The sequence below is a fragment of the Streptomyces kryoterrae genome (assembly GCF_054072135.1).
On sequence record NZ_CM133358.1, the window covers coordinates 2,934,221 to 2,959,454 of the forward strand.

The 25,234-nt window shown below is 70.6% G+C and carries 23 protein-coding genes; 6 read left to right on the plus strand and 17 right to left on the minus strand.

What is annotated here, in order from left to right; translation table 11 throughout:
• Positions 1-13: 13 nt before the first annotated feature.
• The 4 genes from ACW4TU_RS12270 to ACW4TU_RS12285 form a co-directional block, all read right to left on the minus strand.
• Positions 14-649, minus strand: coding sequence for a hypothetical protein (locus tag ACW4TU_RS12270; RefSeq protein ID WP_457427482.1), 636 nt, complete (start codon positions 647-649; stop codon positions 14-16).
• A 35-nt stretch (positions 650-684) separates the two neighbouring features.
• A complete protein-coding gene (locus ACW4TU_RS12275; RefSeq protein ID WP_457427484.1) occupies positions 685-1,260 on the minus strand; it encodes a GNAT family N-acetyltransferase in 576 nt (191 codons plus the stop codon).
• The gene (locus ACW4TU_RS12280; RefSeq protein WP_457427486.1) at positions 1,238-3,520 is read right to left on the minus strand and encodes an MMPL family transporter; all 2,283 of its coding nucleotides are present in this window, start codon (positions 3,518-3,520) and stop codon (positions 1,238-1,240) included. Before ACW4TU_RS12280 ends, ACW4TU_RS12275 begins: the two co-directional genes overlap by 23 nt.
• Before the next feature lie 235 nt (positions 3,521-3,755).
• Positions 3,756-4,037: a hypothetical protein gene (locus tag ACW4TU_RS12285; RefSeq protein WP_457427488.1), complete on the minus strand. Its 282-nt coding sequence runs from the start codon at positions 4,035-4,037 to the stop codon at positions 3,756-3,758.
• Between the two features lie 193 nt (positions 4,038-4,230).
• Here ACW4TU_RS12285 and ACW4TU_RS12290 point away from each other — a divergent pair, with 193 nt between their 5' ends.
• Entirely contained in the window at positions 4,231-5,043 is an 813-nt protein-coding gene (locus ACW4TU_RS12290) for an SAM-dependent methyltransferase (protein ID WP_457427490.1), read from the plus strand.
• A gap of 59 nt (positions 5,044-5,102) precedes the next feature.
• Here ACW4TU_RS12290 and gatB read toward each other — a convergent pair whose 3' ends face one another.
• From gatB to ACW4TU_RS12330, 8 genes are all read right to left on the minus strand, one after another.
• Positions 5,103-6,620, minus strand: a complete 1,518-nt coding sequence (gatB, locus tag ACW4TU_RS12295) for an Asp-tRNA(Asn)/Glu-tRNA(Gln) amidotransferase subunit GatB (RefSeq protein ID WP_457427492.1) — start codon at positions 6,618-6,620, stop codon at positions 5,103-5,105.
• A 16-nt stretch (positions 6,621-6,636) separates the two neighbouring features.
• On the minus strand, positions 6,637-6,879 hold the full coding sequence (locus ACW4TU_RS12300) for a hypothetical protein (protein ID WP_457427494.1): 243 nt from the start codon (positions 6,877-6,879) through the stop codon (positions 6,637-6,639).
• Positions 6,876-8,384: an Asp-tRNA(Asn)/Glu-tRNA(Gln) amidotransferase subunit GatA gene (gatA, locus tag ACW4TU_RS12305; RefSeq protein ID WP_457427496.1), complete on the minus strand. Its 1,509-nt coding sequence runs from the start codon at positions 8,382-8,384 to the stop codon at positions 6,876-6,878. The genes ACW4TU_RS12300 and gatA overlap by 4 nt, the downstream gene beginning before the upstream one ends.
• 5 nt (positions 8,385-8,389) lie before the next feature.
• Complete coding sequence (gatC, locus tag ACW4TU_RS12310) at positions 8,390-8,686, minus strand: Asp-tRNA(Asn)/Glu-tRNA(Gln) amidotransferase subunit GatC (protein WP_015036350.1); 297 nt, start codon at positions 8,684-8,686, stop codon at positions 8,390-8,392.
• Between the two features lie 181 nt (positions 8,687-8,867).
• Positions 8,868-11,210: a putative bifunctional diguanylate cyclase/phosphodiesterase gene (locus tag ACW4TU_RS12315; RefSeq protein ID WP_457427499.1), complete on the minus strand. Its 2,343-nt coding sequence runs from the start codon at positions 11,208-11,210 to the stop codon at positions 8,868-8,870.
• 212 nt (positions 11,211-11,422) lie between these two features.
• On the minus strand, positions 11,423-13,618 hold the full coding sequence (gene ligA / locus ACW4TU_RS12320; RefSeq protein WP_457427501.1) for an NAD-dependent DNA ligase LigA: 2,196 nt from the start codon (positions 13,616-13,618) through the stop codon (positions 11,423-11,425).
• Between the two features lie 14 nt (positions 13,619-13,632).
• Positions 13,633-14,634: a methionine synthase gene (locus ACW4TU_RS12325; RefSeq protein ID WP_457427503.1), complete on the minus strand. Its 1,002-nt coding sequence runs from the start codon at positions 14,632-14,634 to the stop codon at positions 13,633-13,635.
• A 220-nt stretch (positions 14,635-14,854) separates the two neighbouring features.
• Positions 14,855-15,553, minus strand: coding sequence for an SDR family oxidoreductase (locus ACW4TU_RS12330; protein WP_457427505.1), 699 nt, complete (start codon positions 15,551-15,553; stop codon positions 14,855-14,857).
• Between the two features lie 78 nt (positions 15,554-15,631).
• Here ACW4TU_RS12330 and ACW4TU_RS12335 point away from each other — a divergent pair, with 78 nt between their 5' ends.
• The gene (locus tag ACW4TU_RS12335; protein WP_457427507.1) at positions 15,632-15,955 is read left to right on the plus strand and encodes a DUF427 domain-containing protein; all 324 of its coding nucleotides are present in this window, start codon (positions 15,632-15,634) and stop codon (positions 15,953-15,955) included.
• Positions 15,956-16,027: 72 nt separating this feature from the next.
• On the opposite strand, the gene mnmA is transcribed toward ACW4TU_RS12335, so the two are convergent.
• Positions 16,028-17,152, minus strand: coding sequence for a tRNA 2-thiouridine(34) synthase MnmA (mnmA, locus tag ACW4TU_RS12340; protein ID WP_457427509.1), 1,125 nt, complete (start codon positions 17,150-17,152; stop codon positions 16,028-16,030).
• Positions 17,153-17,212: 60 nt separating this feature from the next.
• Between mnmA and ACW4TU_RS12345 the strand changes: the two genes are divergently transcribed.
• Both ACW4TU_RS12345 and ACW4TU_RS12350 read left to right on the plus strand, forming a co-directional pair.
• Positions 17,213-17,878 carry an N-acetylmuramoyl-L-alanine amidase gene (locus tag ACW4TU_RS12345; protein ID WP_457427511.1) on the plus strand — a complete coding sequence of 222 codons (666 nt, stop codon included), beginning with the start codon at positions 17,213-17,215 and terminating at the stop codon, positions 17,876-17,878.
• Between the two features lie 224 nt (positions 17,879-18,102).
• Positions 18,103-19,575 (plus strand): multicopper oxidase family protein, encoded by a 1,473-nt coding sequence (locus tag ACW4TU_RS12350; protein WP_457427513.1) that lies wholly within the window; start codon positions 18,103-18,105, stop codon positions 19,573-19,575.
• Between the two features lie 178 nt (positions 19,576-19,753).
• Here the strand turns inward: ACW4TU_RS12350 and ACW4TU_RS12355 are convergent, their stop codons facing one another.
• A complete protein-coding gene (locus ACW4TU_RS12355) occupies positions 19,754-20,917 on the minus strand; it encodes a cysteine desulfurase family protein (protein WP_457427515.1) in 1,164 nt (387 codons plus the stop codon).
• Between the two features lie 191 nt (positions 20,918-21,108).
• Between ACW4TU_RS12355 and ACW4TU_RS12360 the strand changes: the two genes are divergently transcribed.
• On the plus strand, positions 21,109-21,891 hold the full coding sequence (locus ACW4TU_RS12360; RefSeq protein ID WP_457427517.1) for an IclR family transcriptional regulator: 783 nt from the start codon (positions 21,109-21,111) through the stop codon (positions 21,889-21,891).
• A 113-nt stretch (positions 21,892-22,004) separates the two neighbouring features.
• On the opposite strand, the gene gap is transcribed toward ACW4TU_RS12360, so the two are convergent.
• Positions 22,005-23,015, minus strand: coding sequence for a type I glyceraldehyde-3-phosphate dehydrogenase (gene gap / locus ACW4TU_RS12365; RefSeq protein ID WP_457427519.1), 1,011 nt, complete (start codon positions 23,013-23,015; stop codon positions 22,005-22,007).
• 52 nt (positions 23,016-23,067) lie between these two features.
• The gene (locus ACW4TU_RS12370; protein WP_457427521.1) at positions 23,068-23,991 is read right to left on the minus strand and encodes a DMT family transporter; all 924 of its coding nucleotides are present in this window, start codon (positions 23,989-23,991) and stop codon (positions 23,068-23,070) included.
• 165 nt (positions 23,992-24,156) lie between these two features.
• Here ACW4TU_RS12370 and ACW4TU_RS12375 point away from each other — a divergent pair, with 165 nt between their 5' ends.
• Positions 24,157-24,693: a CGNR zinc finger domain-containing protein gene (locus ACW4TU_RS12375; RefSeq protein ID WP_457427523.1), complete on the plus strand. Its 537-nt coding sequence runs from the start codon at positions 24,157-24,159 to the stop codon at positions 24,691-24,693.
• Between the two features lie 60 nt (positions 24,694-24,753).
• Here ACW4TU_RS12375 and ACW4TU_RS12380 read toward each other — a convergent pair whose 3' ends face one another.
• Entirely contained in the window at positions 24,754-25,173 is a 420-nt protein-coding gene (locus ACW4TU_RS12380; RefSeq protein ID WP_457427525.1) for a cupin domain-containing protein, read from the minus strand.
• Between the last annotated feature and the right edge of the window lie 61 nt (positions 25,174-25,234).

Genomic DNA, 25,234 nt, shown 5'->3' on the forward strand with positions numbered 1-25,234 from the left:
TTCCGCCCCCGGGTCAGGACGCGGAGGGCAGGCCCAGCAGTACGTCGGTGTACTTCAGGACCGCGAGGAGCAGTCCGAGGATGCCGAGGCCGACGCCCGCCCAGGAGACCGACCTGATCCAGACGGCCTGCGGCTTGCCCGGGGCGCCGAACGCGGGCCGGGCGAGGGCCGCGACACCGACCAGCAGCCCGAGGAGCGCGAAGATGCCGCCCCACAGCGCGGTGGTCTGCCAGGCGTCGCCGTAGACCTCCTTGATCGTGGTGGCAATGCTCGGCGACGACGCGGCCTGCATCGCCAGCTGGCCGCTGAGCTCCTCGCGCGCGGCGGCCACCGTGCCGACCCAGCTGCCGGTGAGCGAGACGAAGCCGAGGACGGCGGACGCGACGGCGGCAGCGCCCTGGCCCACGCCGGAGGGGCCTTCCTTCTCGGCCGCGAGCTCTGCCGCCTCCAGCTCCGCGAGGTCGTCCAGGTCGTCGCCCTCGTACTCGTCCGCGTCGCCCAGGACCTCGACCTCGGTGCCGGCCGCGGCCTCTGCCGGCTGCTGCTCGTCCTTGGTGATGTCCACCGTCTCGTTACCGCTCTTCACGTCGTCGCTCTTCGCCTCGGTACCGGTCTCGGCGCCGGTCTCGTCTGCTGTCTTGGTTCCCATGCCTCGCACCGTACGGACGTCGTCTGAGAAGTTCCTTAATGATCCTTGTGAGCGGCACGCGCGCGTGCGTCGTGCCACTCGGGCGCGAGTACCGACCAGATCTCGGTGTCCGCGCGGACACCCCGGTGCGGGTAGTTCTCCCGCAGCAGAGCCTCACGGCTCATACCCAGTCGCCGCGCCACGTTGATGCTCGCCTCGTTGACGGACGACGCGTGCCACTCCACACGGTGCATGCCACGTACGTCGATCGCCCAGTCGATGAGGACACGCATCGCGCGCGTGATCAGTCCGCGCCCGGTGCCGGCCGGTTCCAGCCAGCAGCCGACCTCGCAGTTGCCGTGCTCCGCGCTGAAGTTGAGGAACAGCACCCCGCCGACGAGCTTCCCGTCCAGCCAGATCCCGTGCAGCGACCCGGTGTCGGCGGCGCGCTGGTCGGCGTACCGCTGGAGCTGCTCCCGCGCGGAGTCGAGGTCGGTGGACTTCATGCCGAAGGGGATGTGCCGGGTGATGAAGTCCCGCCCCCGGTCGAGGTGGGCGAGGAACTCCTCGGCGTGCCAGGGCTCCAGGGGCCGAAGTTCCGCGCCGTCGTCACCCAGGGATATCGCGTACATCCTGCGGTCGCTCCTTCACCAGTACGTCCATGACGTCCACGTCGAGTACGTCCGGCATGCTCGCACGGGCGGCCTCCCCGACGCCCGGCATTTGCCCGGCGGCGCTCCGGCACTCGGGCGGCTCGATGCTGATGCGCGGCAGGCGCCTGTCCAGCCAGCGGGGCAGCCACCAGTTGGCGCCACCGAGCAGGTGCATCAGCGCCGGCACCAGGAGCGTACGCAGGACGAAGGCGTCGAGGGCGACGGCGGCGGCCAGGGCGATGCCGAACATGGCGATCACGCGGTCGCCGGAGAGGACGAAGGCGAGGAAGACGGAGATCATGATGACCGCCGCGGAGTTGATCACACGGCTGGTCTCGGCGAGGCCGACCCGGACGGCCCGCCGGTTGTCGCCGGTCTCCAGCCACTCCTCGTACATCCGGCTGACCAGGAAGACCTGGTAGTCCATGGAGAGCCCGAAGAGGACCGAGACCATGATGACCGGCAGGAACGGCTCGATCGGGCCCGCGCTGCCGAGGCCCAGCAGTTCGCTCCCCCAGCCCCACTGGAAGATCGCGACGACGACACCGAACGCGGAGGCGACGGCGGCGACGTTCATCGCGGCGGCCTTGAGCGGGATGCCGATCGACCGGAACGCGAGCAGGAGCAGCAGACAGCCCAGGCCGATCACGACACCGACGAACAGTGGCAGCTTGCCGACGATCACATCCGCGAAGTCGTCGTAGCTCGCCGTGACCCCGCCGACCTGCAGGTCGAGGGAGGTTCCGGTCTCCGCGCGCGGGAGCACCCTCTCGCGCAGCCGCTCCACCAGGTCGCTGGTCCGCGCGGACTGCGGGGAGGACTCCGGTACGACGGTGAGGTACCCGGTGGAGCCGTCGGCGCCGTAGGTGACCGGCGAGGACGACGCGACGCCCTCGGTGGTCCGGAGGGTCGCGGCGAGGTTGTCGAGGACGAGCTTGTCCTCGGCGTCGGAGACGGGCGTGACGAGGGTGAGCGGGCCGTTGACGCCGGGGCCGAAGCCGTCGGCGAGGAGGTCGTAGGCCTGGCGCGTGGTCGTCGCCCTCGGGTTGTTTCCCTGGTCGGAGGTGCCGAGGTGGAGCGAGAGGGTGGGCACGGCGAGCAGTGCCACGACGGCCAGGGCGGCGGCGCCGAGCACCTTGGGGTGGCGCTCGACGAACGCGGACCAGCGGGCGGCGAACCCGGTGGGCAGCTCCGGCTCGGGCCCGTGCTCGGCCAGCCTGCGCCGCTCACGCCGGCTCAGGGCGCGGGGCCCGATGAACGACAGCAGGGCGGGGAGCAGGGTCACGGAGGCCGCGACGGTCAGGACCACCGTCAGGGAGGCGGCTATCGCGACCCCGTTGAGGAAGCCCAGTCGCAGGATGAGCATGCCGAGCAGGGCGATGCAAACTGTCGCACCCGCGAAGACGACGGCGCGTCCGGTGGTTGTGACGGCGTTGATCGCCGCCTCGGTGACGGCCAGGCCGCGCTTGAGGCCGCGCCGGTGCCTGGTGACGATGAACAGCGCGTAGTCGATGCCGACACCCAGCCCGATCAGCATCCCGAGCATGGGTGCGAAGTCGGCGACGGTCATCGTGTGCCCGAGCAGCACGATCCCGGCGTACGCCGTGCCGACGCTCACCAGGGCGGTCGCGATGGGCAGCAGGGAGGCGGCGAGCGAGCCGAAGGCGAGGAACAGCACGACGGCCGCGACGACCACACCGACGACCTCGGCGAGGTGCCCGCCGGACGACTCGGTGAGCGCGATGGCGCTGCCGCCCAGCTCCACCTGGAGTCCGTCGGCCCGCGCCGCCTCGGCCGCGTCGACGACGGCCCGCGCCTCGCCCTCGCCGATGTCCTCGGCGGACCTGTCGAAGGTGACGGTGGCGTAGGCCGTACGCCCGTCGGCGCTGATGCGGCCGGTGTCGCGGCCCTCGTAGGGGCTGACGACCGAGGCAACTCCGGGCAGGTCGGCGATCCGGTCCAGGGTGCGGGTCATCGTCTGCTCGACGTCGGCGGCGCGGACCGTACCGGAGCCGGAGGCCGTGTGCCAGACGACGGTGTCGGTGTCGCCGCCCAGACCGGGGAAACCTTTCTCCAGGAGCTGGGTGGCGCGGCCCGACTCGGTGCCGGGGACTTCGTAGTCGTTCGAGTACGCCGAGCCCGCGACGGCCGCGGCGGCGGTCACGCCGGCGAAGGCGGCGAGCCAGACCAGAACGACGACGAGGCGGTGCCTGACACACCAGCGTGCGAGGACTGCCACAGACGTGCTCCCTGGATGAAGGTGGATCTTTGACCGGGAACAGTCGTGAATGAACAGAACGGCCCGCAAAGAAACGAAAAAAAGCAAGAGAGATACCGGACCACTGTCGCAGGCGATGGTGATCGTTTATGGCGTTGATGCCTTTACTCACAGGAGTGCGAGTCACATCACAGGACAATCACGTGAACTCTGTCGCCTCAGCAGAAGACCCACCAGAGGACACCCACCAGAGGACTCAGTCGAACTGGTCGCCGAGCGCCATCACCATCACGCCGACGATCAGCAGCCACAGGGCCCGTCTGGTGCGCCCCCGCGCCCCCAGTACCGACGCGAGCCCGCAGACGGCGGCGCCGAAGGCGTACGCGCCGGGTACCAGCACGGGCGCTGAGCCCGCGAGGCGGAGCGTCGAGGCAGCGAGCCCCACGAGGGCCAGCAGTGCCCCGGTTCCGGTCGCCGTCCAGCGGGCGCGCCGCGCGTCCTCGTACTCCTCCTCGTACTCCTCCGCGTTCTCATCCATGGCGCGGGAGCGTAGCGCGCCCACCTGAGAATTCGGATGCGGACGCCTGATGCCCACTGCTAGCGTCCGGCCGTCGACTGTCCGTATCCGGCTTTTCGCCGTCTCCCCGAGCAGGTGCGTTGTTTGAAGGTCCGACCGAGCTCCGACGCCTTCCGTTCTTTCTCGTCACAGAACCCGAGGAGCCCGCTCACCGATGTCCGACATCACATCCAGCACCTCGAACGACCGTCCCGACCCGCTCGCTGAGCGGCTGAACCATCCCCACTACCCGCGCAGCAGCCGGTACGACGCGCGCTGGACCATCGACAACCAGATGGGCCCGCACGCCCTGTGGCTGCTGGAGTGGCTGGCCCCCGCGCTCGGCCTCGACACCCTCCCGCCGGGCGCCCGGGTGCTCGACCTGGGCTGCGGCAAGGCCATGACGTCGGTCTTCCTCGCCAAGGAGTACGACGTCCAGGTCACCGCCGCCGACCTGTGGATCGAACCCGGCAAGAACGCCCGGCGCATCGCCGGGGCGGGCGTCGCCGACCGGGTGCTGCCCGTGTACGCCGAGGCACACCGACTGCCGTTCGGCGACGAGTCGTTCGACGCGATCGTGAGCATCGACGCGTACCAGTACTTCGGCACGAACGACCTGTATCTGCCCAGCCTCACCCGGCTGCTGAAGCCGGGCGGGCGGATCGGCGTCGTCGTACCGGCGCTGCGTGAGGAGCCGGACGGCGTCGAGCCGCCGGAACACCTCAGGCCGTTCTGGGACCCGGGGTTCTGGGCGTTCCACACCGCCGACTGGTGGCGGCGGCAGTGGACGCGCAGCGGGGCCGTGACCGTGGAGGCCGCGGACTGGCTGCCGGACGGCTGGCGCGACTGGCTGCTGTGGAGCGAGGTGTGCGCGGAGGAGAGCACCGAGGAGTTCATGGCGGCCATGGCCCGCGACTCGGTGAAGCTGGTGCGTGCCGACCAGGGCCGGTCCCTGGGCTTCGTGCGGGTCGTGGGGCGTCGTACGTAACCTGACAACAGCTGGGGGCGCATCGGGTTTCCGATGCGCCCCCAGATTCACTGCTCGACTCAGCCCTCGCTGACGCCCAGCTGCTCCAGGATCAGTTCCTTGACGCGGGCCGCGTCGGCCTGACCGCGGGTCGCCTTCATGACCGCGCCGACCAGGGCACCGGCCGCGGCCACCTTGCCGCCGCGGATCTTGTCGGCGATGCCCGGGTTGCCGGCGATGGCCTCCTGGACGGCCGTGTTGAGCGCGCCGTCGTCGGAGACGACCTTCAGGCCGCGCTTCTCGACGACCTCGTCCGGGGTGCCCTCGCCCGCGAGAACGCCCTCGATGACCTGACGGGCCAGCTTGTCGTTCAGATCGCCGGAGGTGACCAGCGCGGCCACCCGGGCGACCTGCTCGGGCGTGATGGGCAGTGCGTCGAGCGGGGTGCCCGACTCGTTGGCGCTGCGCGCGAGTTCGCCCATCCACCACTTGCGGGCGGAGGCGGCGTCAGCGCCGGCGTCGATGGTGGTGACGATCAGGTCGATGGCACCGGCGTTGAGCATCGACTGCATGTCGGTCGCCGTGACGCCCCACTCGGCGAGGAGCCGGTTGCGGCGGGCCAGCGGCAGTTCGGGCAGCCCGGCGCGGATCTCCTCGACCCACTCGCGGGACGGGGCCACCGGCACCAGGTCCGGCTCGGGGAAGTACCGGTAGTCCTCGGCCTCCTCCTTCACGCGGCCCGAGGTCGTCGACCCGGTGTCCTCGTGGAAGTGCCGGGTCTCCTGGATGATCGTCCCGCCGGAGTTCAGTACGGCGGCGTGCCGCTGGATCTCGAAGCGGGCGGCACGCTCCACGGAACGCAGCGAGTTGACGTTCTTCGTCTCGCTGCGGGTGCCGAACTTCTCGCGGCCGTGCGGGCGCAGCGACAGGTTCACGTCGCAGCGCATCTGCCCCTGGTCCATGCGGGCTTCCGAGACGCCGAGCGCCTTGATGAGTTCGCGCAGCTCGGCGACGTACGCCTTGGCGACCTCGGGAGCGCGCTCGCCGGCGCCCTCGATCGGCTTGGTGACGATCTCGATGAGGGGGATGCCGGCGCGGTTGTAGTCGAGGAGCGAGTGCGAGGCGCCGTGGATACGGCCCGTCGCGCCACCGACGTGCAGCGACTTGCCGGTGTCCTCCTCCATGTGGGCGCGCTCGATCTCCACGCGGAAGGTCTCGCCGTCCTCCAGCTGGACGTCGAGGTAGCCGTTGAAGGCGATCGGCTCGTCGTACTGGGAGGTCTGGAAGTTCTTCGGCATGTCCGGATAGAAGTAGTTCTTCCGGGCGAAGCGGCACCACTCGGCGATCTCGCAGTGCAGCGCGAGGCCGATCCTGATGGCGGACTCGATGCCGATCGCGTTGACGACCGGGAGCGCGCCGGGCATGCCGAGGCAGGTCGGGCAGGTCTGCGAGTTGGGCTCGCCGCCCAGCTCGGTCGAACAGCCGCAGAACATCTTGGTCTTGGTGCCGAGTTCGACATGGACTTCGAGGCCCATGACGGGGTCGTACGTCGCCAAGGCGTCCTCGTACGACACCAACTCGTCGGTCGTGGTGGTCACGGTGAAAAGTTCCCTCTCAGCCCAGCAGGACGTCGTCGTCGCCCAGCCGCTTCAGCTCGCGGTAGAGGATGGCGAGGCCGGTGACGATGGCGACGGCGGACACGGTGGCGTCGATCAGGACCAGGGTGTCCTTTTCGGCGCGGGCCTTCTTGAGCCGCTTGGCAACACCGAGAGCGCCGAACGCGGTCCCGGCGATGGACAGATAGGTGCCGGACTTGGACTTCTTGAAGCCCTTGGCCTTCGAAAGAGCATTGCTCACAGCGACGGTGCCTCCTCGAGCAGCGGGTGCCCCCACTTTTCCACGAACGCCGCCTCGACGGCCGCGCCGACCTTGTAAAGACGGTCGTCCTTGAGCGCCGGGGCGATGATCTGGAGCCCGACCGGCAGTCCGTCCTCCGGTGCGAGACCACAGGGCAGGGACATGGCCGAGTTACCGGCCAGGTTGGTCGGGATGGTGCAGAGGTCCGCGAGGTACATCGCCATCGGGTCGTCGGCACGCTCGCCGATCGGGAAGGCGGTGGTCGGGGTCGTGGGCGACACGATCACGTCAACAGACTCGAACGCCTTCTCGAAGTCCCGCGTGATGAGCGTACGGACCTTCTGGGCGCTGCCGTAGTACGCGTCGTAGTAGCCGGAGCTGAGCGCGTACGTGCCGAGCATGATGCGGCGCTTGACCTCGGGGCCGAAGCCCTCCGCGCGGGTGAGGGAGGTGACCTCTTCGGCGGAGTGCGTGCCGTCGTCGCCGCTGCGCAGGCCGTAGCGGAGTCCGTCGAAGCGGGCGAGGTTCGACGAGCACTCGCTCGGCGCGATCAGGTAGTAGGCGGAGAGCGCCAGGTCGAAGGACGGACAGTCCAGCTCGACGATCTCGGCGCCCAGCTCCTTGAGCAGGGTGACTGACTCGTCGAAGCGCTGGATGACGCCGGCCTGGTAGCCCTCGCCGCGGAACTGCTTGACGACGCCGACGCGCATGCCCTCGACGCTGCCGTTACGGGCGGCCTCGACGACCGGCGGGACCGGCGCGTCGATCGAGGTGGAGTCGAGCGGGTCGTGCCCGGCGATGACCTCGTGGAGGAGCGCGGCGTCCAGGACCGTACGGGCGCAGGGCCCGCCCTGGTCGAGGGAGGACGAGAAGGCGACCATGCCGTACCGCGACACAGCCCCGTACGTCGGCTTGACGCCGACCGTGCCGGTGACGGAGGCGGGCTGGCGGATGGAACCGCCGGTGTCCGTCCCGATGGCCAGCGGCGCCTGGAAGGAGGCGAGGGCGGCGGAGGACCCGCCACCGGAGCCGCCAGGGATGCGGGTGAGATCCCACGGGTTGCCGGTGGGCCCGTACGCGCTGTTCTCGGTGCTGGACCCCATGGCGAACTCGTCCATGTTGGTCTTGCCGAGGATGACGACGTCGGCGGCCTTCAGCCGCTTGGTGACGGTCGCGTCGTACGGCGGGATCCACCCTTCGAGGATCTTGGACCCGACGGTGGTCGGAATCCCCTCGGTGGTGAAGATGTCCTTGAGCGCGAGGGGTACGCCGGCCAGCGGGCCCAGCGTCTCCCCGCGCTCGCGCTTGGCGTCGACGGCACGGGCCTGGGCGAGCGCGCCCTCCCGGTCGACGTGCAGGAAGGCGTGCACCTTCTCGTCGACGGCCTCGATCCGGGCCAGGTGGGCCTCGGTGACCTGTACGGCGGTGAGCTCGCCCGAAGCGATCTTCGCGGCGGTCTCGGCTGCGGTGAGCCGGATGATGTTGACGTTGCTGTTGTCCGACATGGTGATTAGTCCTCCCCCAGGATCTGCGGCACCTTGAAACGCTGCTGCTCCTGGGCGGGGGCGCCGGAGAGCGCCTGCTCGGGGGTGAGCGACGGACGGACCTCGTCCGCGCGCATGACGTTCGTCAGCGGCAGCGGGTGCGAGGTCGGCGGTACGTCTTGGTCGGCGACCTCGCTGACGCGGGCGACCGCGCCGATGATGTCGTCGAGCTGGCCTGCGAAGTGGTCGAGCTCTTCGCCCTTCAGCTCCAGACGCGCCAGCCGTGCGAGGTGGGCGACCTCCTCGCGCGTGATGCCAGGCATGCAGCGATCCTCTGGGGTGAGTGCGGTGTGGGTTTTGGCCCCAATCCTAGGGGGCGGACGGGACAACCCGCGCACGGGTCGATCCCATCGCGCCCGAGGCCACCGACGGCGAGAGCCCTCCACGGGAGACGTCAGCCTCTTGACGGGCGGTAAACGCGCGGTGCGCGGGTGGGAGATCTCCCTATGATTCCGCGGCGGGCAAGGCCGCCCGAGGCCGCTGCCAGCCACGGGTCCCCCGCGCCAGCAGCCAGGCCGTGGCCTCCTCGGGAGGCATCGCGGCGGCGACGAGCCACCCCTGCACCGCGTCACACCCCATGTCCCGCAACCGCTCCCACGTCTCGTCGTCCTCAACACCCTCGGCGACCACGAGCAGCCCCAGGGAATGCGCGAGATCCACCGTGCACCGCACGATCTCCGCGTCCTCGGTGTCCACCGCCAGCCGCGCCACGAACGACCGGTCGATCTTCAGCTCGCTCACCGGCAGCCGCCGCAGATGCACCAGCGACGAGTACCCCGTCCCGAAGTCGTCCAGCGACATCTTCACGCCGTGCCCGGTCAGCGCGGCCAGCGTGTCCGCGGCCCGCTGCGGATCCTCCAGGAGCACGTGTTCCGTTATCTCCAGCTGGAGCGCCGCCGCCGGGACCCCGTGCCTGGCCAGCCGCGCGGCGACGGAACCGGCGAAGCCGGGGGTGTGGACGTCGCGCGGGGAGACGTTGACGGCGACCGGGACGAACAGCCCCTGGGAGCGCCACTTCGCGACCTGTTCGAGCGCCGTCTCCAGCACGTACTCCGTGAGGTGGGGCATCAGCCCGGACGACTCGGCGATCGCGATGAACTCGTCCGGCGGCACCCTTCCGCGCTCCGGGTGCACCCACCGCACCAGCGCCTCCAGGCCGACGACCTGTCCGTCGAAGCGCACCTTGGGCTGGTAGTGCAGTTCGACCTCGTGCGCGTCGAGCGCGCGCCGCAGGTCGCCCAGCAGGCCGAGCCGGTCCGGGGTGTTCGAGTCCCGCTTGGACTCGTACACCTCGACGCCCGTACGGTCCCGCTTCGCCTGGTACATCGCGACGTCGGCGCGCCGCAGCAGGCCCTCCGCGTCGAGCGCGTGGTCGGGGAAGACGGCGAGGCCGGCGCTGGCCTCCAGGACGAGGGTGAGGCCGTCGAGGTCGAGCGGGGAGCCGAGCACGGTGACCAGGTTGCGGGCGACGCGGGTGGCCGACGTCGTGGAGTCGACGACCGGCAGTAACACGGCGAACTCGTCGCCGCCGAGCCGTGCGGCCTCCGCGCCGCGCGGCAGTGCGAGGCGCAGCCGGTCGGCTATCTGGAGAAGGAGACGGTCACCGGCGAGGTGGCCCAGCGTGTCGTTCACGGACCGGAATCGGTCGAGGTCTATGAGCATCAACGCGGCCCGCGCGTCGATGCGTTCGGCATCGTCGAGGGCCGTCCAGGTCCGTTCCAGGAGCCACTGTCTGTTGGGCAGTCCGGTCAGCGGGTCGCGCAGCTGTTCCTCGGCCCGGGCCCTGGCTATCCACAGGGTGGAGTCGAGGGCGATGAGGGGGATGGCGAACAGCGGCAGCAGGATCGGCAGGGCGACGGCGACGACGCAGATCAGCGGCGCGATGGCGAGCAGCGCGACCGCGACCAGCCCCTGTCTGACCAGGGCGGAGCGGGCGGCGGTGGGCAGCCCGCCGCGCGGGGTGTGCAGATACCAGAGCAGGGTGCGGGTGACCGCGAGGTAGGTGACCGCGATCAGCATCACCTCGGGCGCCGTGTAGACGCTCCAGGTCTGCGGGTTCCACGGCGTCTCGACGGACGGGACCCGGCCGAACGCGGCGAGTACCAGCGCGCCGGCGCCGATGCCGAGGATGTCCACCGCGCCGTGCAGGATGCCCTGCCGCCAGCGGTGGCGCCGGGCCACGCCGACCAGGACGACGACCGTGAGGCTGACCAGGCCGGCCGGGACCCACCCGAACAGCAGCAGTACGGAGAGGGTGAGGGCGGCGCCCGAGCCGGTGCCGCCCCACCAGCGGGCGCGGCCGAGGGCGACGAGGTGGCCGACGATGACACCGGTGAGCACGGCGAGGGCCCAGCCGACGGTGCCGGACGGGAAGAGCGCGCTGTGGCCGGTGAAGCCGCGGTAGAAGCCGGCGCCGAGAACGAAGCCGCCCGACGCGACGACCGCCGCGGGCAGCGCGGGCCAGGACAACTGGCGCGCGGGGTCGTGGGCGTGCAGATGGGCGACGCGTTCCTCGGCGGTGAGGTGGGCCGTCAGCGGGGTCGACACCCTGCTGTCGGCGACGATGCGATGTCCGGTGCCGCCCGCCGCGCCACTCCTGTTCGCCGGTCCGGTAGCACGGATGCCGACGCCCGCCCGTTCCAGGAACCGTGCCGTCCGGCGGCCCGCGTCCGGTTCCCGGCCGGGCTCGGGACTGCCCGCGAGGAGGGCGGAGCCCCAGCGCCAGACGCCGGATATCCGGCGTCCGCGCAGCCAAGAGGGAGGGGCGGCGCTATCGGTCGGTTCCATTCCGTCCCTCTCACAGCCGGCGGTGCCCACGCCACGCGGTCCGATGTCCGTCGACCGGCAACGCGTCCGTAACCGCATCCGGGCACGGCAGGCGCATACGTCAACAGTAGGCCGCAGAAGGCTTCCACGGGCAGCGGTCGTCGACGGTTGCCCGAATGCGACCCGGCCACCCGTATGCATCTGGTATGCGCCGATCGGGTGGTCTTCAACCCCTACTCCTCGTTCGGAAGCGCCGCTTCGGCCGCTGCCTCGGCTCCCTGTTCGAGCAGTACGGCGAAGCCGTCCTCGTTCAGAACAGGCACCTTCAACTGCATGGCCTTGTCGAACTTCGAACCAGGATTGTCACCCACAACCACGAAAGACGTCTTCTTCGAAACAGAACCGGTCACTTTTGCTCCACGGCTCTGCAATGCGTCCTTCGCGCCGTCCCGGGTGTGGTGTTCGAGCGTGCCGGTCACGACGACGGTGAGCCCTTCGAGCGGGCGCGGTCCCTCGTCCTCGCCGGAGCCCTCCTCCTCCATCCGGACCCCGGCGGCCCGCCACTTGCGCAGGATCTCCTGGTGCCAGTCCACCGCGAACCACTCCTTGAGCGAGGCCGCGATGATCGGGCCGACCCCGTCCGTGGTCGCCAGCTCCTCCTCGGAGGCCAGCTCGATGCGCTCGATCGAGCGGAATTCCCGGGCCAGTGCCTCGGCGGCGACCGGACCGACGTGCCGGATCGACAGACCGGTGATGATCCGGGCCAGCGGACGGTCCTTGGCGGCGGCGATGTTGGCGAGCATCGAGACCGCGTTCTTCCGGGGCTCGCCCTCCTGGTTGGCGAAGACCGTGGCGATCTTCTCCTCGCCGGTCTTCGGGTCCCGCTTGGGCAGCCCGCTGTCCTGGTCCCGGACGTACGCCTTGATGGGCAGCAGCCGCTCGATGGTGAGGTCGAAGAGGTCGCCCTCGTCGACGAGCGGCGGCTCGGACGGCTCCAGCGGCTTGGTGAGCGCGGCGGCGGCCACGTAACCGAAGTTCTCGATGTCCAGGCACTTGCGCCCGCCGAGATAGAACAGCCGCTCTCTCAACTGGGCCGGGCAGCTCTGCCCGTTGGGGCAGCGGAGGTCGACGTCGGCCTCCTTCATGGGCCGCAGCGGCGTACCGCACTCGGGGCACTCGGCCGGCATCTCGAAGGGCTTCTCCGTGCCGTCGCGGAGGTCGGCCACCGGGCCGAGGATCTCCGGGATGACGTCACCGGCCTTGCGCAGCACCACGGTGTCGCCGATGAGCACGCCCTTGGCCTTGACGACGTCCTGGTTGTGCAGCGTGGCGAACTCGACCTCCGAGCCGGCCACCGTCACCGGCTCGACCTGCGCGTACGGCGTGACCCTGCCCGTACGCCCCACGCCCACGCGGATGTTGATGAGCTTGGTGTTGACCTCCTCGGGCGCGTACTTCCAGGCGATCGCCCAGCGGGGCGCCCGCGAGGTCGAGCCGAGGCGGCCCTGGAGCGGGATCTCGTCGAGCTTCACGACGACCCCGTCGATCTCGTGCTCCACGGAGTGGCGGTTCTCGCCGTAGAACGCGATGAACTCCCGTACGCCGTCGAGGTCGTCGACCCGCTTCGCGTATTGCGTGGTCGGCAGGCCCCACCCGTGCAGGAGGGTGTACGCCTCGGAGAGACGGGCGAGCGGGTCGTAGCCCTCCAGGGCGCCGATGCCGTGGACCACCATGTGCAGCGGGCGCGTGGCGGTGACGCGCGGGTCCTTCTGGCGGAGCGAACCGGCCGCCGCGTTGCGCGGGTTGGCGAACGGCTTGTCGCCGCCCTCCACCAGACGGGCGTTCAGCTCCTCGAACTTCTCCATCGGGAAGTAGACCTCGCCGCGGATCTCCACCAGGTCCGGGACGCGGTCGCCCGTCAGCCGGTCCGGGATCTCGGCGATCGTCCGCACGTTGGACGTGATGTCCTCGCCGGTGCGGCCGTCGCCACGGGTCGCCGCGCGGGTGAGACGCCCGTGCTCGTACGTCAGGTTGACGGCCAGGCCGTCGACCTTCAGCTCGCACAGGAAGTGGTGCTCGGAGGCACCGACGTCCTTGTGGACACGCTCCGCCCACGCCGCCAGTTCCAGGTCGTCGAAGGCGTTGTCGAGGGAGAGCATGCGTGAGCGGTGCTCCACGGAGGTGAACTCCGTCTCGTACGCCCCCGAGACCTTCTGGGTCGGGGAGTCGGGCGTGCGCAGCTCCGGATACTCCTCCTCCAGCGCCTCCAGGGAGCGCAGGAGCTTGTCGAACTCCGCGTCGCTGACGACCGGAGCGTCGTTCACGTAGTACCGGAAGCGATGCTCCTCGATGCGCTCGGCGAGCTGGGCGTGCCTGTCGCGCGCCTCGGCGGGCACCGATGTGGTCTGTGCGTGCTGTTCGCCGGCCACCGTGTCGTCCTCCGTTACTCCGGGTTGTCCGCGAGTGATCTCGCCGCCTGGACGCAGTGGGCGAGCGCCTCCCATGCGTACCGCGGGGAAGCGCCCGCGAGTCCGCACGACGGAGTGACCGTGACCGCCTCCGCGAGAAGCCCCGGATGCAGCCCCAGCCTGCGCCACAGCGTTCTGACACCACTGACGCTACCGGCAGGGTCTGACAATGGGCCGTCCGTGCCGGGCACGACACCGGCGAAGAGCCGCATGCCGCCTTCCACCGCCTCACCGATCGCGTCGTCGTCACGCTCGGTGAGGAGCGAGAAGTCGAAGGAGACGGCGGCGGCGCCGGCCCTGCGGAGGAAGGCGAACGGGACGTCCGGCGCGCAGGAGTGGACGACGACGGGCCCGTCGCCGTGCACGCCGATGACCTCCCGGAGAATCGCCTCGGCGATCTGGCGGTCGGGGACACGGTGGGTGCGGTAGCCGCTGGCGGTCCGCACCTGGCCGCGCAGTACGGCCATGAGGGACGGTTCGTCGAGTTGCAGGACGAGTTGGGCGCCCGGGATGCGGCGGCGCAGTTCGTCGAGGTGCAGGCGGATGCCCTCGGCGAGGGAACCGGCGAGGTCGCGGCAGGCGCCGAGGTCGGAGAGGGCGAGCTCACCGTTCCTGAGTTCGAGGGCGGCGGCCAGCGTCCAGGGGCCGACTGCCTGCACCTTGACCTGCCCCTCGTACCCCTGGGTGAACTCCTCCAGTGCGTCGAGGTCCTCGCCGAGCCAGGAGCGGGCCCGCTTGGTGTCCCGTCCCGGGCGGTCGCCGAGGCGCCAGCCGCTGGGCTCCACACGCGCGTACATCTCGACGAGCATTCCGGCGGTGCGGCCGATCATGTCGGCGCCGGGGCCGCGGGCGGGGAGTTCGGGCAGGAAGGGGAAGTCGTCGAAGGTCCCGGTGGCCGCCTTGACGGCTTCCCGGGCGTCGCCGCCGGGCAGGGAACCGATGCCGGTGGCGGGGCCGAAGGTGGGGTTCGCGTTCACGTGGGGCAGCCTATGTTTCTTCGCCCCCGCCGCCCCTACCCGTCCCATCCCGTCCTCGGGGGCGCTGCCCCCGAAGCCCCGCTCCTCAAACGCCGGAGGGGCTGATTTTCAGCCTGTCCGGCGTTTGAGGACGAGGCCCCTTCAGGGCCGAAGCGGGGGTCTGGGGGCGGCAGCCCCCAGGGATGGGACGGGTAGGGGCGGCGGGGGCGAGAATCCGAGGTCAGCGGCCCGGGCGTACCGTCACGTCGTTGATCTCCGCGTCCCGGGGGAGGTCCAGGGTCAGCAGGATCGTCGTCGCCACCGACTCCGGGTCGATCCACTTCGACGGGTCGTACTCCTTGCCCTCCTGCTGGTGCACCTTCGCCTGCATCGGACTCGCCGTACGCCCCGGATACACCGTCGTCACCCGCACCCCCGCCCCGTGTTCCTCCTGGCGCAACGAGTCCGCCAGAGCCTTCAGCCCGTGCTTGGACGCGGCGTACGCGGACCAGTTGGCATGCGCGTTCAGGCCCGCGCCGGAGTTGACGAACACCACCTGCCCCTGGGCGACACGGAGTTGGGGCAGGAAGTGACGGGTCAGTTCGGCGGGGGCGATCAGGTTGACGTTGAGCTGGTGACGCCAGGACTTGGGGGTCAGGTCGCCGACCGGGCCCAGATCGACCACTCCCGCGATGTGCAGCAGGGAGTCCACCCGGTCCGGCAGCGTCTGGTGGGAGAACGCCCAGGACAGCCGGTCCGGGTCCGACAGATCGCCCACCAGCGTCGTCGCCCCCGGGAACTGTGCCGCCAGCTCCTTCGCGCGGCCCGCGTCACGCGCGTGCAGCACGAGTTCGTCCCCGCGCGCGTGCAGCCGCCTCGCCACCGCCGCACCGATGCCCGAACCCGCCCCGGTGATCACATGAGTAGCCATGCCCGCCATGCTCGCATCATCGCCAGTCCCCAGCCGTTCCCACTCCCCCGGCGGGAACAACCCCGGCCCCGCGAACGCTCTTCGGGTATGGCTGAAGGACACACGATCACCATCGAGCAGACCGCCGCCCGCGTCCGGGCCGTCCACGGCGGCCAGGTGCTCGCCGAGAGCGAGCGCGCCCTCGTCCTGCACGAGACCGGCTGTCCCCCGCGGTACTACCTCCCCGCCGAGGACGTCCGCCTCGACCTGCTGACGCCCTCCGAGACCCACACGTACTGCCCCTTCAAGGGCACGGCGTCCTACTGGTCCCTCCCGGACGCCGCCGACCTCGTCTGGGGGTACCCCGAGCCGAAGCCGGAGGTGGCCCTGATCAAGGACCACTTCTGCTTCTACGAGATCGAGACCCTGTAGACCTCCCGGGGCGTCCCGCTCCACCGCTTCCGTAACGCCCCCGCGCCTCCTGCGGGGTGGCCGTACGTCGGCTCAGGCCACGCCCGCCGCGGCACGGTTCGTCGTGGCGATCGTCGCCGAGCCGACGACGCGTGTGCCGTCGTACAGGACGATCGCCTGGCCCGGCGCCACCCCGCGCACCGGCTCGGTGAACCTGACCTCCAGGGTGCCGTCGACCAGTTCGGCGCTCACCTCCGTCTCGCCGCCGTGGGCGCGCAGCTGGGCGGTGTAGGTGCCGGGGCCGGTGGGGGCCGCTCCGCACCAGCGGGGCCTGATCGCGGTGAGGGCGTCGACGTCGAGGGCGGCGGCCGGGCCGACCGTCACCGTGTTGTCCACCGGGGAGATGTCGAGGACGTAGCGCGGCTTGCCGTCGGCGGCCGGGGTGCCGATGCGCAGGCCCTTGCGCTGGCCGATGGTGAAGCCGTACGCGCCCTCGTGCGAGCCGATCTTCGCGCCGGACTCGTCGACGATGTCACCCTCGGCGCGCCCCAGACGGCCCGCCAGGAAGCCCTGGGTGTCGCCGTCGGCGATGAAGCAGATGTCGTGCGAGTCGGGCTTCTTGGCGACCGCGAGGCCGCGCCGCTCGGCCTCCGCGCGGATCTCGTCCTTGGTGGTGAGGGTGTCGCCGAGGGGGAACATCGCGTGGGCGAGCTGACGGTCGTCGAGCACCCCGAGGACGTACGACTGGTCCTTGGCCATGTCGGAGGCGCGGTGCAGCTCGCGCGTGCCGTCCTCATGGACGATCACCTGCGCGTAGTGGCCCGTGCAGACCGCGTCGAAGCCTAGGGCGAGGGCCTTGTCGAGGAGTGCGGCGAACTTGATCTTCTCGTTGCAGCGCAGGCACGGGTTGGGGGTGCGCCCCGCCTCGTACTCGGCGACGAAGTCGTCCACCACGTCCTCGCGGAAGCGGTCGGCGAGGTCCCACACGTAGAAGGGGATACCGATGACGTCGGCCGCTCGGCGGGCGTCGCGGGAGTCCTCGATGGTGCAACAGCCACGCGCGCCCGTGCGGAACGACTGCGGGTTCGCGGAGAGGGCGAGGTGGACGCCCGTGACGTCGTGGCCGGCTTGTGCCGCGCGGGCGGCGGCTACGGCGGAGTCCACGCCGCCGGACATGGCGGCCAGTACGCGGAGGGGCTGCTGCGAGGTGTGAGTCATAACCCTTCAAGGGTACGGGGCGCCGGGAACCGGGGCGCGCGAGTATCCGTTGACGATCACATGGAGGAAACACATGCCACGCGGGACGGCGACCGGCGGATCGGACGGCGCGCCCTGCTCGTCGGCGGGGCGGTGGCCGCCGTCGCCACGGGCGTGCTCGCGCGGGACGAACTGACGCGGCTGTGGTGGCGGGTGCCCGGGGTGTCGAAGCCGCGCAAGGCGGGTGAGGTCGACTACGCGGGGGCGCGCTGGGTGGCGGCCTCGTCGGCGAACTGGCGGATGGCCGACCGGCCCGACGACTACGGCGTGGACCGGGTAATCATCCACGTCACGCAGGGCGGCTACGCGAGCGCGGTGAAGGTCTTCCAGGACCCGGGGCACGGCGCGGCGGCACACTACATAGTCCGCAGGAACGGGCAGGTCACGCAGATGATCCGCGAGCTGGACGTGGCGTTCCACGCGGGCAACCGGGAGTACAACGAGCGGAGTGTCGGCATCGAGCACGAGGGCTTCGTGGAGAAGCCGGAGGACTTCACGGACGCGATGTACACCGCCTCCGCGCGGCTGACGGCCGGGGTCTGCGCACGGTACGGCATACCCGTCGACCGGGAACACATCATCGGGCATGTGGAGGTACCGGGCACGGACCACACCGACCCCGGGAAGGGCTGGGACTGGAAGAAGTACCTGCGGCTCGTCGAAGAGGCCTCCGCCGGCACCGCGTGAAGATCATCGTGACGCATGTCACAGTCGCCGAGATCGTGAGCGATTGATGAGCGCCGGCCGCCCGAAGTGTCCCGCACCCCGATCCTGACCAGCTCACCGGCAACTCGCCTGCGCTCTCATGGAGTTGAGGATCGGATCGGGGATTTCGGTTTCCACAGGTTTTCGCGGGACTTCAAAAGTTCGGCCCAGTCCTTACACAGCCCTTGGCCCAAAGCTCCGCTGCCATGAGCGAAACGAAGAGCAAAGGTCTGCACCGGCGGAAGTTCCTCGGCGGAATGGCCGGGGCGGGGCTGGCGGCGGTCGGCGCGGCGGGGGCGACCTTCGCCCTGCTGACCGACGGCAACGCCTTCAAGGCCTCCGCGGCCGGCACCACCCTGAACATCCCGGACCTGCTGGAGGGCACCACCTCCGACGGCACCACCACGTTCACCCTGACCGCGCAGACCGGGACGGGCGAGGTGGTCAGCGGCGTCACCAGTACGACGGCCGGCTACAACGGGTCCTACCTCGGCCCGACCATGAAGTGGACCAACGGCAGCACCGTCCTGCTGAACATCACCAACAGCCTGGGCGCCGACACCACCGTCCACTTCCACGGCGCCCACATCCCGCCCAAGATGGACGGCGGCCCGCAGAACGCCTTCGCCGACGGCACGACCTGGTCGCCCACGTTCGAGATCAAGGACGAGGCCAAGACCCTCTGGTACCACCCGCACGCCCTGGGCACCACGGCCGAGCAGGTCGTCCACGGTCTGGCCGGGATGATCATCGTCGAGGACGACTCGGACGCCTCGGCGGCGTTGCCGAGCGAGTACGGCGTTGACGACATCCCGCTGATCCTGCAGTGCCTGGCCTCCAGCACCTCGGGCGACGTCAAGTACAACCTGGCCGGCTACCTCACCTCCGGCCTGGTCTATCCGGTGCTGTGCAACGGCACCAACGTCGACGCCACCACCCTCAACTTCACGGCCACCAAGACCCGTACACGGTTCCGGGTGCTCAACGCCTCCCCCTCCGACATCATGACCCTCCAGCGCAGCGACGGCGGGACCCTCACCCAGATCGCCACCGACCAGGGCTACCTGACCACGGCCACCGAGGTGACCTCCATCCGGCTGGTGGCGGGCGCCCGCGCCGAGTTCGTCCTCGACCTCACCGACGCGGTGACCCTGCAGACCGTCGTCACCACCGGCTGGGTGCGCGGCGGCAGCGGGACGTACGACTTCCTGACCGTCACGCCGGACGCCTCCGACACCCCGGCCGACCTGCCGAGCTCGCTCAACACGATCACCCGGTACGACACGACGGACTTCGCCACCCGCACGGTCACGCTGGGCCAGGTGGGCGCGGCGATGAACATCAACGGCAAGTCCGGCACCACCATGGCCTCGATGGCGACGATCATGACCACCCTGGACGCCGAGGAGGTCTGGACGATCTCCAACACCACCCAGCTGGAACACTCCTTCCATCTGCACGACGTGCCGTTCCAGCTGATCGCGATCAACGGAGTCGCGCCCACCGGCACCGACCTGGGCTGGTTCGACACCTACGAGGTGGTCGGCGGCGGCTCGATCAAGATCGCGATGAAGTTCACCGACTTCACCGACGACACGTACATGTACATGCTCCACTGCCATCTGCTGCAGCACGAGGACGAGGGCATGATGGCCGCCCTCATGGTGATGGACAGCTGACGCCTCCCGGCGGCCCCGAAGGACGGCTGCCGCCGGCGTTGGAAGTGCCGACGGCAGCCGTCCGTATGCCGTCGCCGAGCGGCACGTGCAGGGCGTTGGCCCGCGGGGGGAGCCGGTCGAACCGCCCGACCACCCCGGCGGCGCCGCCCGACGGACCCGCCGCCGAAGCCGCCCCCGGCTAACTCAGCCCGGCCGCCCGCGCCCGTTCCACCACGGGGCCGATCGCCTTCGTCACCGCCTCCACGTCCGCCTGAGTGGAGGTGTGGCCGAAGGAGAAGCGGAGGGTGCCGCGGGCCAGGTCGGGGTCCGTGCCGGTGGCCAGGAGGACATGGCTGGGCTGGGCCACACCGGCCGTGCAGGCGGACCCCGTCGAGCACTCGATGCCCTGGGCGTCCAGCAGCAGCAGCAGGGAGTCGCCCTCGCAGCCGGGGAAGGTGAAGTGCGCGTTGGCGGGCAGCCGGTCGGCCGGGTCGCCACCCAGCACGGCGTCCGGCACCACCCTGCGCACCTCCTCGATCAGGGAGTCGCGCAGGACGCCGATCTCGTGCGCGAACCACTCCTGCTGCTCGGCGGCGATCCGCCCGGCCACCGCGAAGGAGGCGACGGCCGGCACGTCGAGAGTCCCGGAGCGTACGTGCCGCTCCTGCCCGCCGCCGTGCAGCACGGGTACGGGGCTGTACTCGCGGCCCAGCAGCAGCGCGCCGATGCCGTACGGGCCGCCGATCTTGTGGCCGGAGACGGTCATCGCGGCGAGCCCCGAGCCGGCGAAGGAGACGGGCACCTGGCCGAAGGCCTGCACGGCGTCGGCATGCAGCGGAACGTCGAACTCGCTTGCCACGTCGGCGAGTTCACGAACCGGCATGATCGTGCCGATCTCGTTGTTGGCCCACATCACGGTGGCCAGGGCCACACTGCCGGGGTCACGGGCGATGGCCTCGCGCAGGACGTCGGGGTGGACCCGGCCGTACGGGTCGACCGGCAGGTACTCGACGACGGCGCCCTCGTGCTCGCCGAGCCAGTGCACGGCGTCGAGGACGGCGTGGTGCTCGACGGGGCTGGCGAGGACGCGGACGCGGGCCGGATCGGCGTCCCGCCGGGCCCAGTACAGCCCCTTGACGGCGAGGTTGTCGGCCTCGGTGCCGCCCGAGGTGAACACGACCTCGCTGGGCCGGGCGCCGAGCGACTCGGCGAGCGTCTCCCGGGCCTCCTCGACCGTGCGCCTGGCCCTGCGGCCGGCCGCGTGGAGTGAGGAGGCGTTACCGGTGACACCCAGCTGCGCGGTCATAGCCGCGACCGCCTCCGGAAGCATCGGGGTGGTCGCGGCGTGGTCGAGGTATGCCATGGTGCCGTGATTCTACGGCGCCCCGATGACCCGCCCATGGCCGAGGCCTTACTGCGCCCGGTCCAGCCACGTACAGTGCGCCCCCACCGCGGCTCCGTTCATACATGTCCCTTACCAGCAAACTCCCCCTAAGCTACTACCAGGCCTTACGCTTCCCGAACATTGTTCGGACATACTGAATGTGGGTAAGAATGACGGTGCAGTCCGTTCAGCGCGCGGCCCGTATTCTGCGGGAGCTGGCGGCTTCGGGCCCTCGCCTGGGTGTCACGGACCTCGCTGACCGGATCGGTGTCTCGAAGCCCACCGCGCACGCCTTGCTGCGCACCCTGGAGGCCGAGGGGCTGGTGCGCCAGGAGAGGGAGACCAGCAAGTACCTCCTGGGCCCGGCCCTGCTGCGGCTCGGCAACTCCTACCTGGAGACCCAGGAGCTGCGGTGCCGGTCGGTCGCCTGGGCCGACACCCTGGCCGAGCGCACCGGCGAGGCGGTGTGGGTCGCCGTACTCGACGATCGTCGGCACGTGCTGGTCGTGCACCATGCCTTCCGGCACGGGAGCGGGGTGCAGATCCTGGAACTCGGCGCCAGCATTCCGTGGAACACCTGCGCGCTCGGCAAGGCGGTCGTCGCGTTCCTGCCCCAGAGCCAGCAGAAGGACCTGCTGGAGGGGGAGTTGGCCCGGCTGACCGGGCAGAGCGTGGTCGATCCCGCCGTTCTGGCGGAGCAACTGGCCCGGACCCAGCGCATCGGTTACGCGCTGGAGGACCAGGAGAGCGCCCTCGGCGAGGCCGGTATCGCCTCGCCGGTGTTCGACCGGCACGGCGGCCCGACGGGGGCCATCGGTATCGTCGGCCCCGTGGAGCGGCTGCTCACGGAGGCGGACCAGCAGCAGCACGCCGTCGCCGTACGCGAGGTGGCGACCCAGCTCTCCCGTGAACTCGGTGCCGGCCGGGGCGTGGCCTGGCGCGTCTGCGACTGAGCGCCGACCGCCCGTCCCCCGGGCCGCCCGGACCGACAGCACTGCCCCGTGCGACGTTTCAGGGCGTCACGCGGGGCAGTGCCGGGTGACCGGAGCCGGTCACGGAGCGGACGTCAGACCTGGGTGCCCAGGAGTCGTACGACGTCCACGACCCGGTGGGAGAAGCCCGACTCGTTGTCGTACCAGCCGAAGACCTTCACATGGCGGCCCCCGCCCGTGACCGTGGTCAGCTGGGAGTCGAAGACGCAGGACGCCGGGTCGCCGACGATGTCGGTGGAGACGAGCGGGGCGTCCGTGTAGCGCAGGACACCGGCCAGCGGTCCGGCGGCGGCCTCGGCGAACAGGTCGTTGATCTCCTCGACGGTGGTCGGGCGCCCCACGTACGCCGTGAGGTCGGTCATCGAGCCGACCGGCACCGGTACGCGCAGCGAGGCGCCCGCCAGGCGGCCGTTCAGCTCGGGCAGGACGAGGCCGATGGCCTTCGCCGCGCCGCTGGACGTGGGCACGATGTTGAGCGCGGCCGAACGGGCGCGCCGGAGGTCCTTGTGCGGGCCGTCCTGGAGGTTCTGGTCCTGGGTGTAGGCGTGCACGGTGGTCATCAGACCGTGCTCCAGGCCGAGGCCCTGGTGCAGCACCTGGGCGAGCGGGGCCAGGCAGTTCGTCGTGCAGGACGCGTTGGAGACGATGTGGTGGACGGCCGGGTCGTAGCTCGTGTGGTTGATGCCGTACGCGAGGGTGAGGTCCTCGTTCGACGCGGGGGCGGAGATGAGCACCTTGCGGGCGCCCGCCTCCAGGTGCGCCGCGGCCTTCTTGCCGTCGGTGAAGAAGCCGGTGGACTCCACGACCACGTCGATGCCCAGCTCGCCCCACGGCAGCTTGGCGGGGTCGCGCTCCGCGTGCACGACGATCCGGCGGCCGTCGACGACCAGGGTGTCGCCGTCGACCTCGACCTGGGCGTTCAGCCGGCCCATGGTGCTGTCGTAGGCGAGCAGGTGGGCGAGGGTCTTCGCGTCGGTGAGGTCGTTCACCGCCACGACGTCGAGGTCGGCGCCCTGGGCGAGTGCCGCCCTGAAGAAGCCCCGGCCGATGCGGCCGAACCCGTTGATGGCGACCTTGATGCTCATGATTCCTTCGTCTCTTCTCTGGGTGCGGGAGGGGATCCGGGTGCCGCTCGCGCTACTTGCGGGCCGCGAGCAGTACGCCGACGCCGCCCAGGACCAGGCCGATGATCGCCGACAGGCTCAGCGTCTGGTCGATGACGATCCAGGCGAGCAGGGCGGTGACGGCCGGGGTCAGGAAGAAGAGCGTGCCGACGCGGCTGGCGTCCTGCTTCTTGAGCATGAAGTTGAGCAGCAGGAACGTGCCCACCGAGTTGATCAGCACGATCCAGGCCAGCGCGCCGCCGAAGGCACCCCAGTCGGTGACCTTGGGGTCCTCCAGGATCAGGGTCATCACGCCCATCACCGGGGCGCCCGCGAGGAAGTGCACGGCGGTACCGCTGCGGACGTCCACACCCTGGGTGTAGCGCTTCTGGTAGACCGTGCCGACACTCAGGCCGAGCAGGCCGACGAAGGACAGCACGATGGCGCTGGTGGAGAAGTGCAGCGCCCCGGCGACGGCGAGCGCGACGCCCGCGCCGCCGATGGCGAAGCCGAGCCACTGCCGCTTGGTGATCTCCTCACCCAGCAGGAACCCCGCCAGCAGGGCGATCAGCACGGGGTTGAAGCCCTGGATGAGCGCGACGACACCGCCGGGCAGGCCCGCGCCGATGGCCGTGTAGAAGGCGCCGAACTGCACGGCCTGCATCAGCAGACCGACGACGATCACATGGAGCAGCATCCGCCCCCTGGGCCAGGGCGCCTTGGTGACCAGGGCGACGATCGTGAGCAGCACACCGGCGACCGCGAAGCGGGAGAAGGTCAGCAGCAGGGGCGGGGCGGCGTCGGTGCCGATGACCGCCGCGATGAACGCACTGCTCCAGAGGACCACGAAGACGGCGGGGATCGCCGCCGAGACCCAGGCCGGCGCCACGGCGGCCTGCGGCGCCTCGACGTCGGTGGCCGCATCGGCCTCTGCGAGTTTCAGGTCGTCGCGTTCCATCACAGGGGTGGCCTCTCGTCGAGCAAGTAACCAGTCAGGTGGGTTATTCGGACCCTACCGACGGCCCAGCAACCAGTCAATGCGGTTATGTCTGAAGTCCAGGTAACCATTCAGTGAGGTTATTTTTTACTTCTCGCAACCTGCCCGTGCGGTTACCCTCGGGGGATGATGAAGTTCGCATTTGTCAGCGGCAGCGCGGCCCTCGACTTCGTCGGTACGGTCCAGAACCGACGTGACGACGCGCTGGACCTGCTCACCGCACCGGCCGACCTCACCGACTGGTCCGTCGCCTCCGGATCCCTCGACTCCCCCGCGTCGGCGACCAGGGCGGACCTGACCACGGCTCTGCACCTGCGCGAGGCGATCTACCGGCTGGTGGTCGCCTCGACCAACGGATCCCTGTTGCCCCCCGAGGACTGCGCCGTCGTCAACCGCGCGGCCGCCCGCAACCCGGTGCGCTGCGAACTGCTGCCCGACGGCACCGTCGTACGCCACGGCACGATCGGGGCCGTCCTGTCGACGCTGGCCCGTGACGCCGTCGAGCTGATCACCCGTACGCCGGAGCAGGTGAAGGAGTGCGCGGCGCCCCGGTGCACCCGGTTGTACGTCGACCGGTCCCACCGCGGCTCCCGGCGCTGGTGCGACATGACGCGCTGCGGCAACCGGGCCAAGGCCGCCCTGTACCGCTCGCGGCACGCCTGACCCGTACGACGGACGGGGGCGGGTGGTCGCCCACCCGCCCCCGCCCCCGGTCCGCCGCGCTCACACCACCTGGACCGGGCGCTCCCAGACGACCAGGCCGACGCACCCCTTGGGGCTGCGGGGCGCGTGCACGCTGTTCGGCGGCATCACGAGGAGGCTGCCCGCCGCGTAGACGCCGTCGTCGGTCTCCAGCTCGCCGCTGAGCACATAGATCAGCTCGAAGCCGGGGTGGAGGTGGGAGGGGGCCTTGGCGCCCGGGAGGTAGTGCATGACCGCGGCGGCCGGGCCGTCCTCGCCGGTCTGCGCGACGGTGTACAGCGGGGCCATCTCGGCCTGGGTCCGCCCGTCGGCCACGACCGGCTGGAAGACCAGCTCCTGCGGGGCGAAGGACAGACCGGGCATACCGGTGAACAGGGTGGGCAGCGGGGCGCCGACGTAGTCCTCGGTGGAGGTCGCCGCTGAGGTCGAGGGCGGTGTCATGGGGGTGTTCCCTTCGGTTGCGTCGTACGGGGCTTGCGGAGGGGAGGTCGAGGGGCGGGGG

Bases quoted from the DNA above. Each gene is read 5' to 3' on its own strand.
- ACW4TU_RS12270 (WP_457427482.1), bottom strand. From the start codon at position 649: ATGGGAACCAAGACAGCAGACGAGACCGGCGCCGAGACCGGTACCGAG.
- ACW4TU_RS12275 (WP_457427484.1), bottom strand. From the start codon at position 1,260: ATGTACGCGATATCCCTGGGTGACGACGGCGCGGAACTTCGGCCCCTG.
- ACW4TU_RS12285 (WP_457427488.1), bottom strand. From the start codon at position 4,037: ATGGATGAGAACGCGGAGGAGTACGAGGAGGAGTACGAGGACGCGCGG.
- ACW4TU_RS12290 (WP_457427490.1), top strand. From the start codon at position 4,231: ATGTCCGACATCACATCCAGCACCTCGAACGACCGTCCCGACCCGCTC.
- gatA (WP_457427496.1), bottom strand. From the start codon at position 8,384: ATGTCGGACAACAGCAACGTCAACATCATCCGGCTCACCGCAGCCGAG.
- gatC (WP_015036350.1), bottom strand. From the start codon at position 8,686: ATGCCTGGCATCACGCGCGAGGAGGTCGCCCACCTCGCACGGCTGGCG.
- ACW4TU_RS12315 (WP_457427499.1), bottom strand. From the start codon at position 11,210: ATGGAACCGACCGATAGCGCCGCCCCTCCCTCTTGGCTGCGCGGACGC.
- ACW4TU_RS12330 (WP_457427505.1), bottom strand. From the start codon at position 15,553: ATGGCGGGCATGGCTACTCATGTGATCACCGGGGCGGGTTCGGGCATC.
- ACW4TU_RS12335 (WP_457427507.1), top strand. From the start codon at position 15,632: ATGGCTGAAGGACACACGATCACCATCGAGCAGACCGCCGCCCGCGTC.
- mnmA (WP_457427509.1), bottom strand. From the start codon at position 17,152: ATGACTCACACCTCGCAGCAGCCCCTCCGCGTACTGGCCGCCATGTCC.
- ACW4TU_RS12345 (WP_457427511.1), top strand. From the start codon at position 17,213: ATGGAGGAAACACATGCCACGCGGGACGGCGACCGGCGGATCGGACGG.
- ACW4TU_RS12350 (WP_457427513.1), top strand. From the start codon at position 18,103: ATGAGCGAAACGAAGAGCAAAGGTCTGCACCGGCGGAAGTTCCTCGGC.
- ACW4TU_RS12355 (WP_457427515.1), bottom strand. From the start codon at position 20,917: ATGGCATACCTCGACCACGCCGCGACCACCCCGATGCTTCCGGAGGCG.
- ACW4TU_RS12360 (WP_457427517.1), top strand. From the start codon at position 21,109: ATGACGGTGCAGTCCGTTCAGCGCGCGGCCCGTATTCTGCGGGAGCTG.
- gap (WP_457427519.1), bottom strand. From the start codon at position 23,015: ATGAGCATCAAGGTCGCCATCAACGGGTTCGGCCGCATCGGCCGGGGC.
- ACW4TU_RS12370 (WP_457427521.1), bottom strand. From the start codon at position 23,991: ATGGAACGCGACGACCTGAAACTCGCAGAGGCCGATGCGGCCACCGAC.
- ACW4TU_RS12375 (WP_457427523.1), top strand. From the start codon at position 24,157: ATGATGAAGTTCGCATTTGTCAGCGGCAGCGCGGCCCTCGACTTCGTC.
- ACW4TU_RS12380 (WP_457427525.1), bottom strand. From the start codon at position 25,173: ATGACACCGCCCTCGACCTCAGCGGCGACCTCCACCGAGGACTACGTC.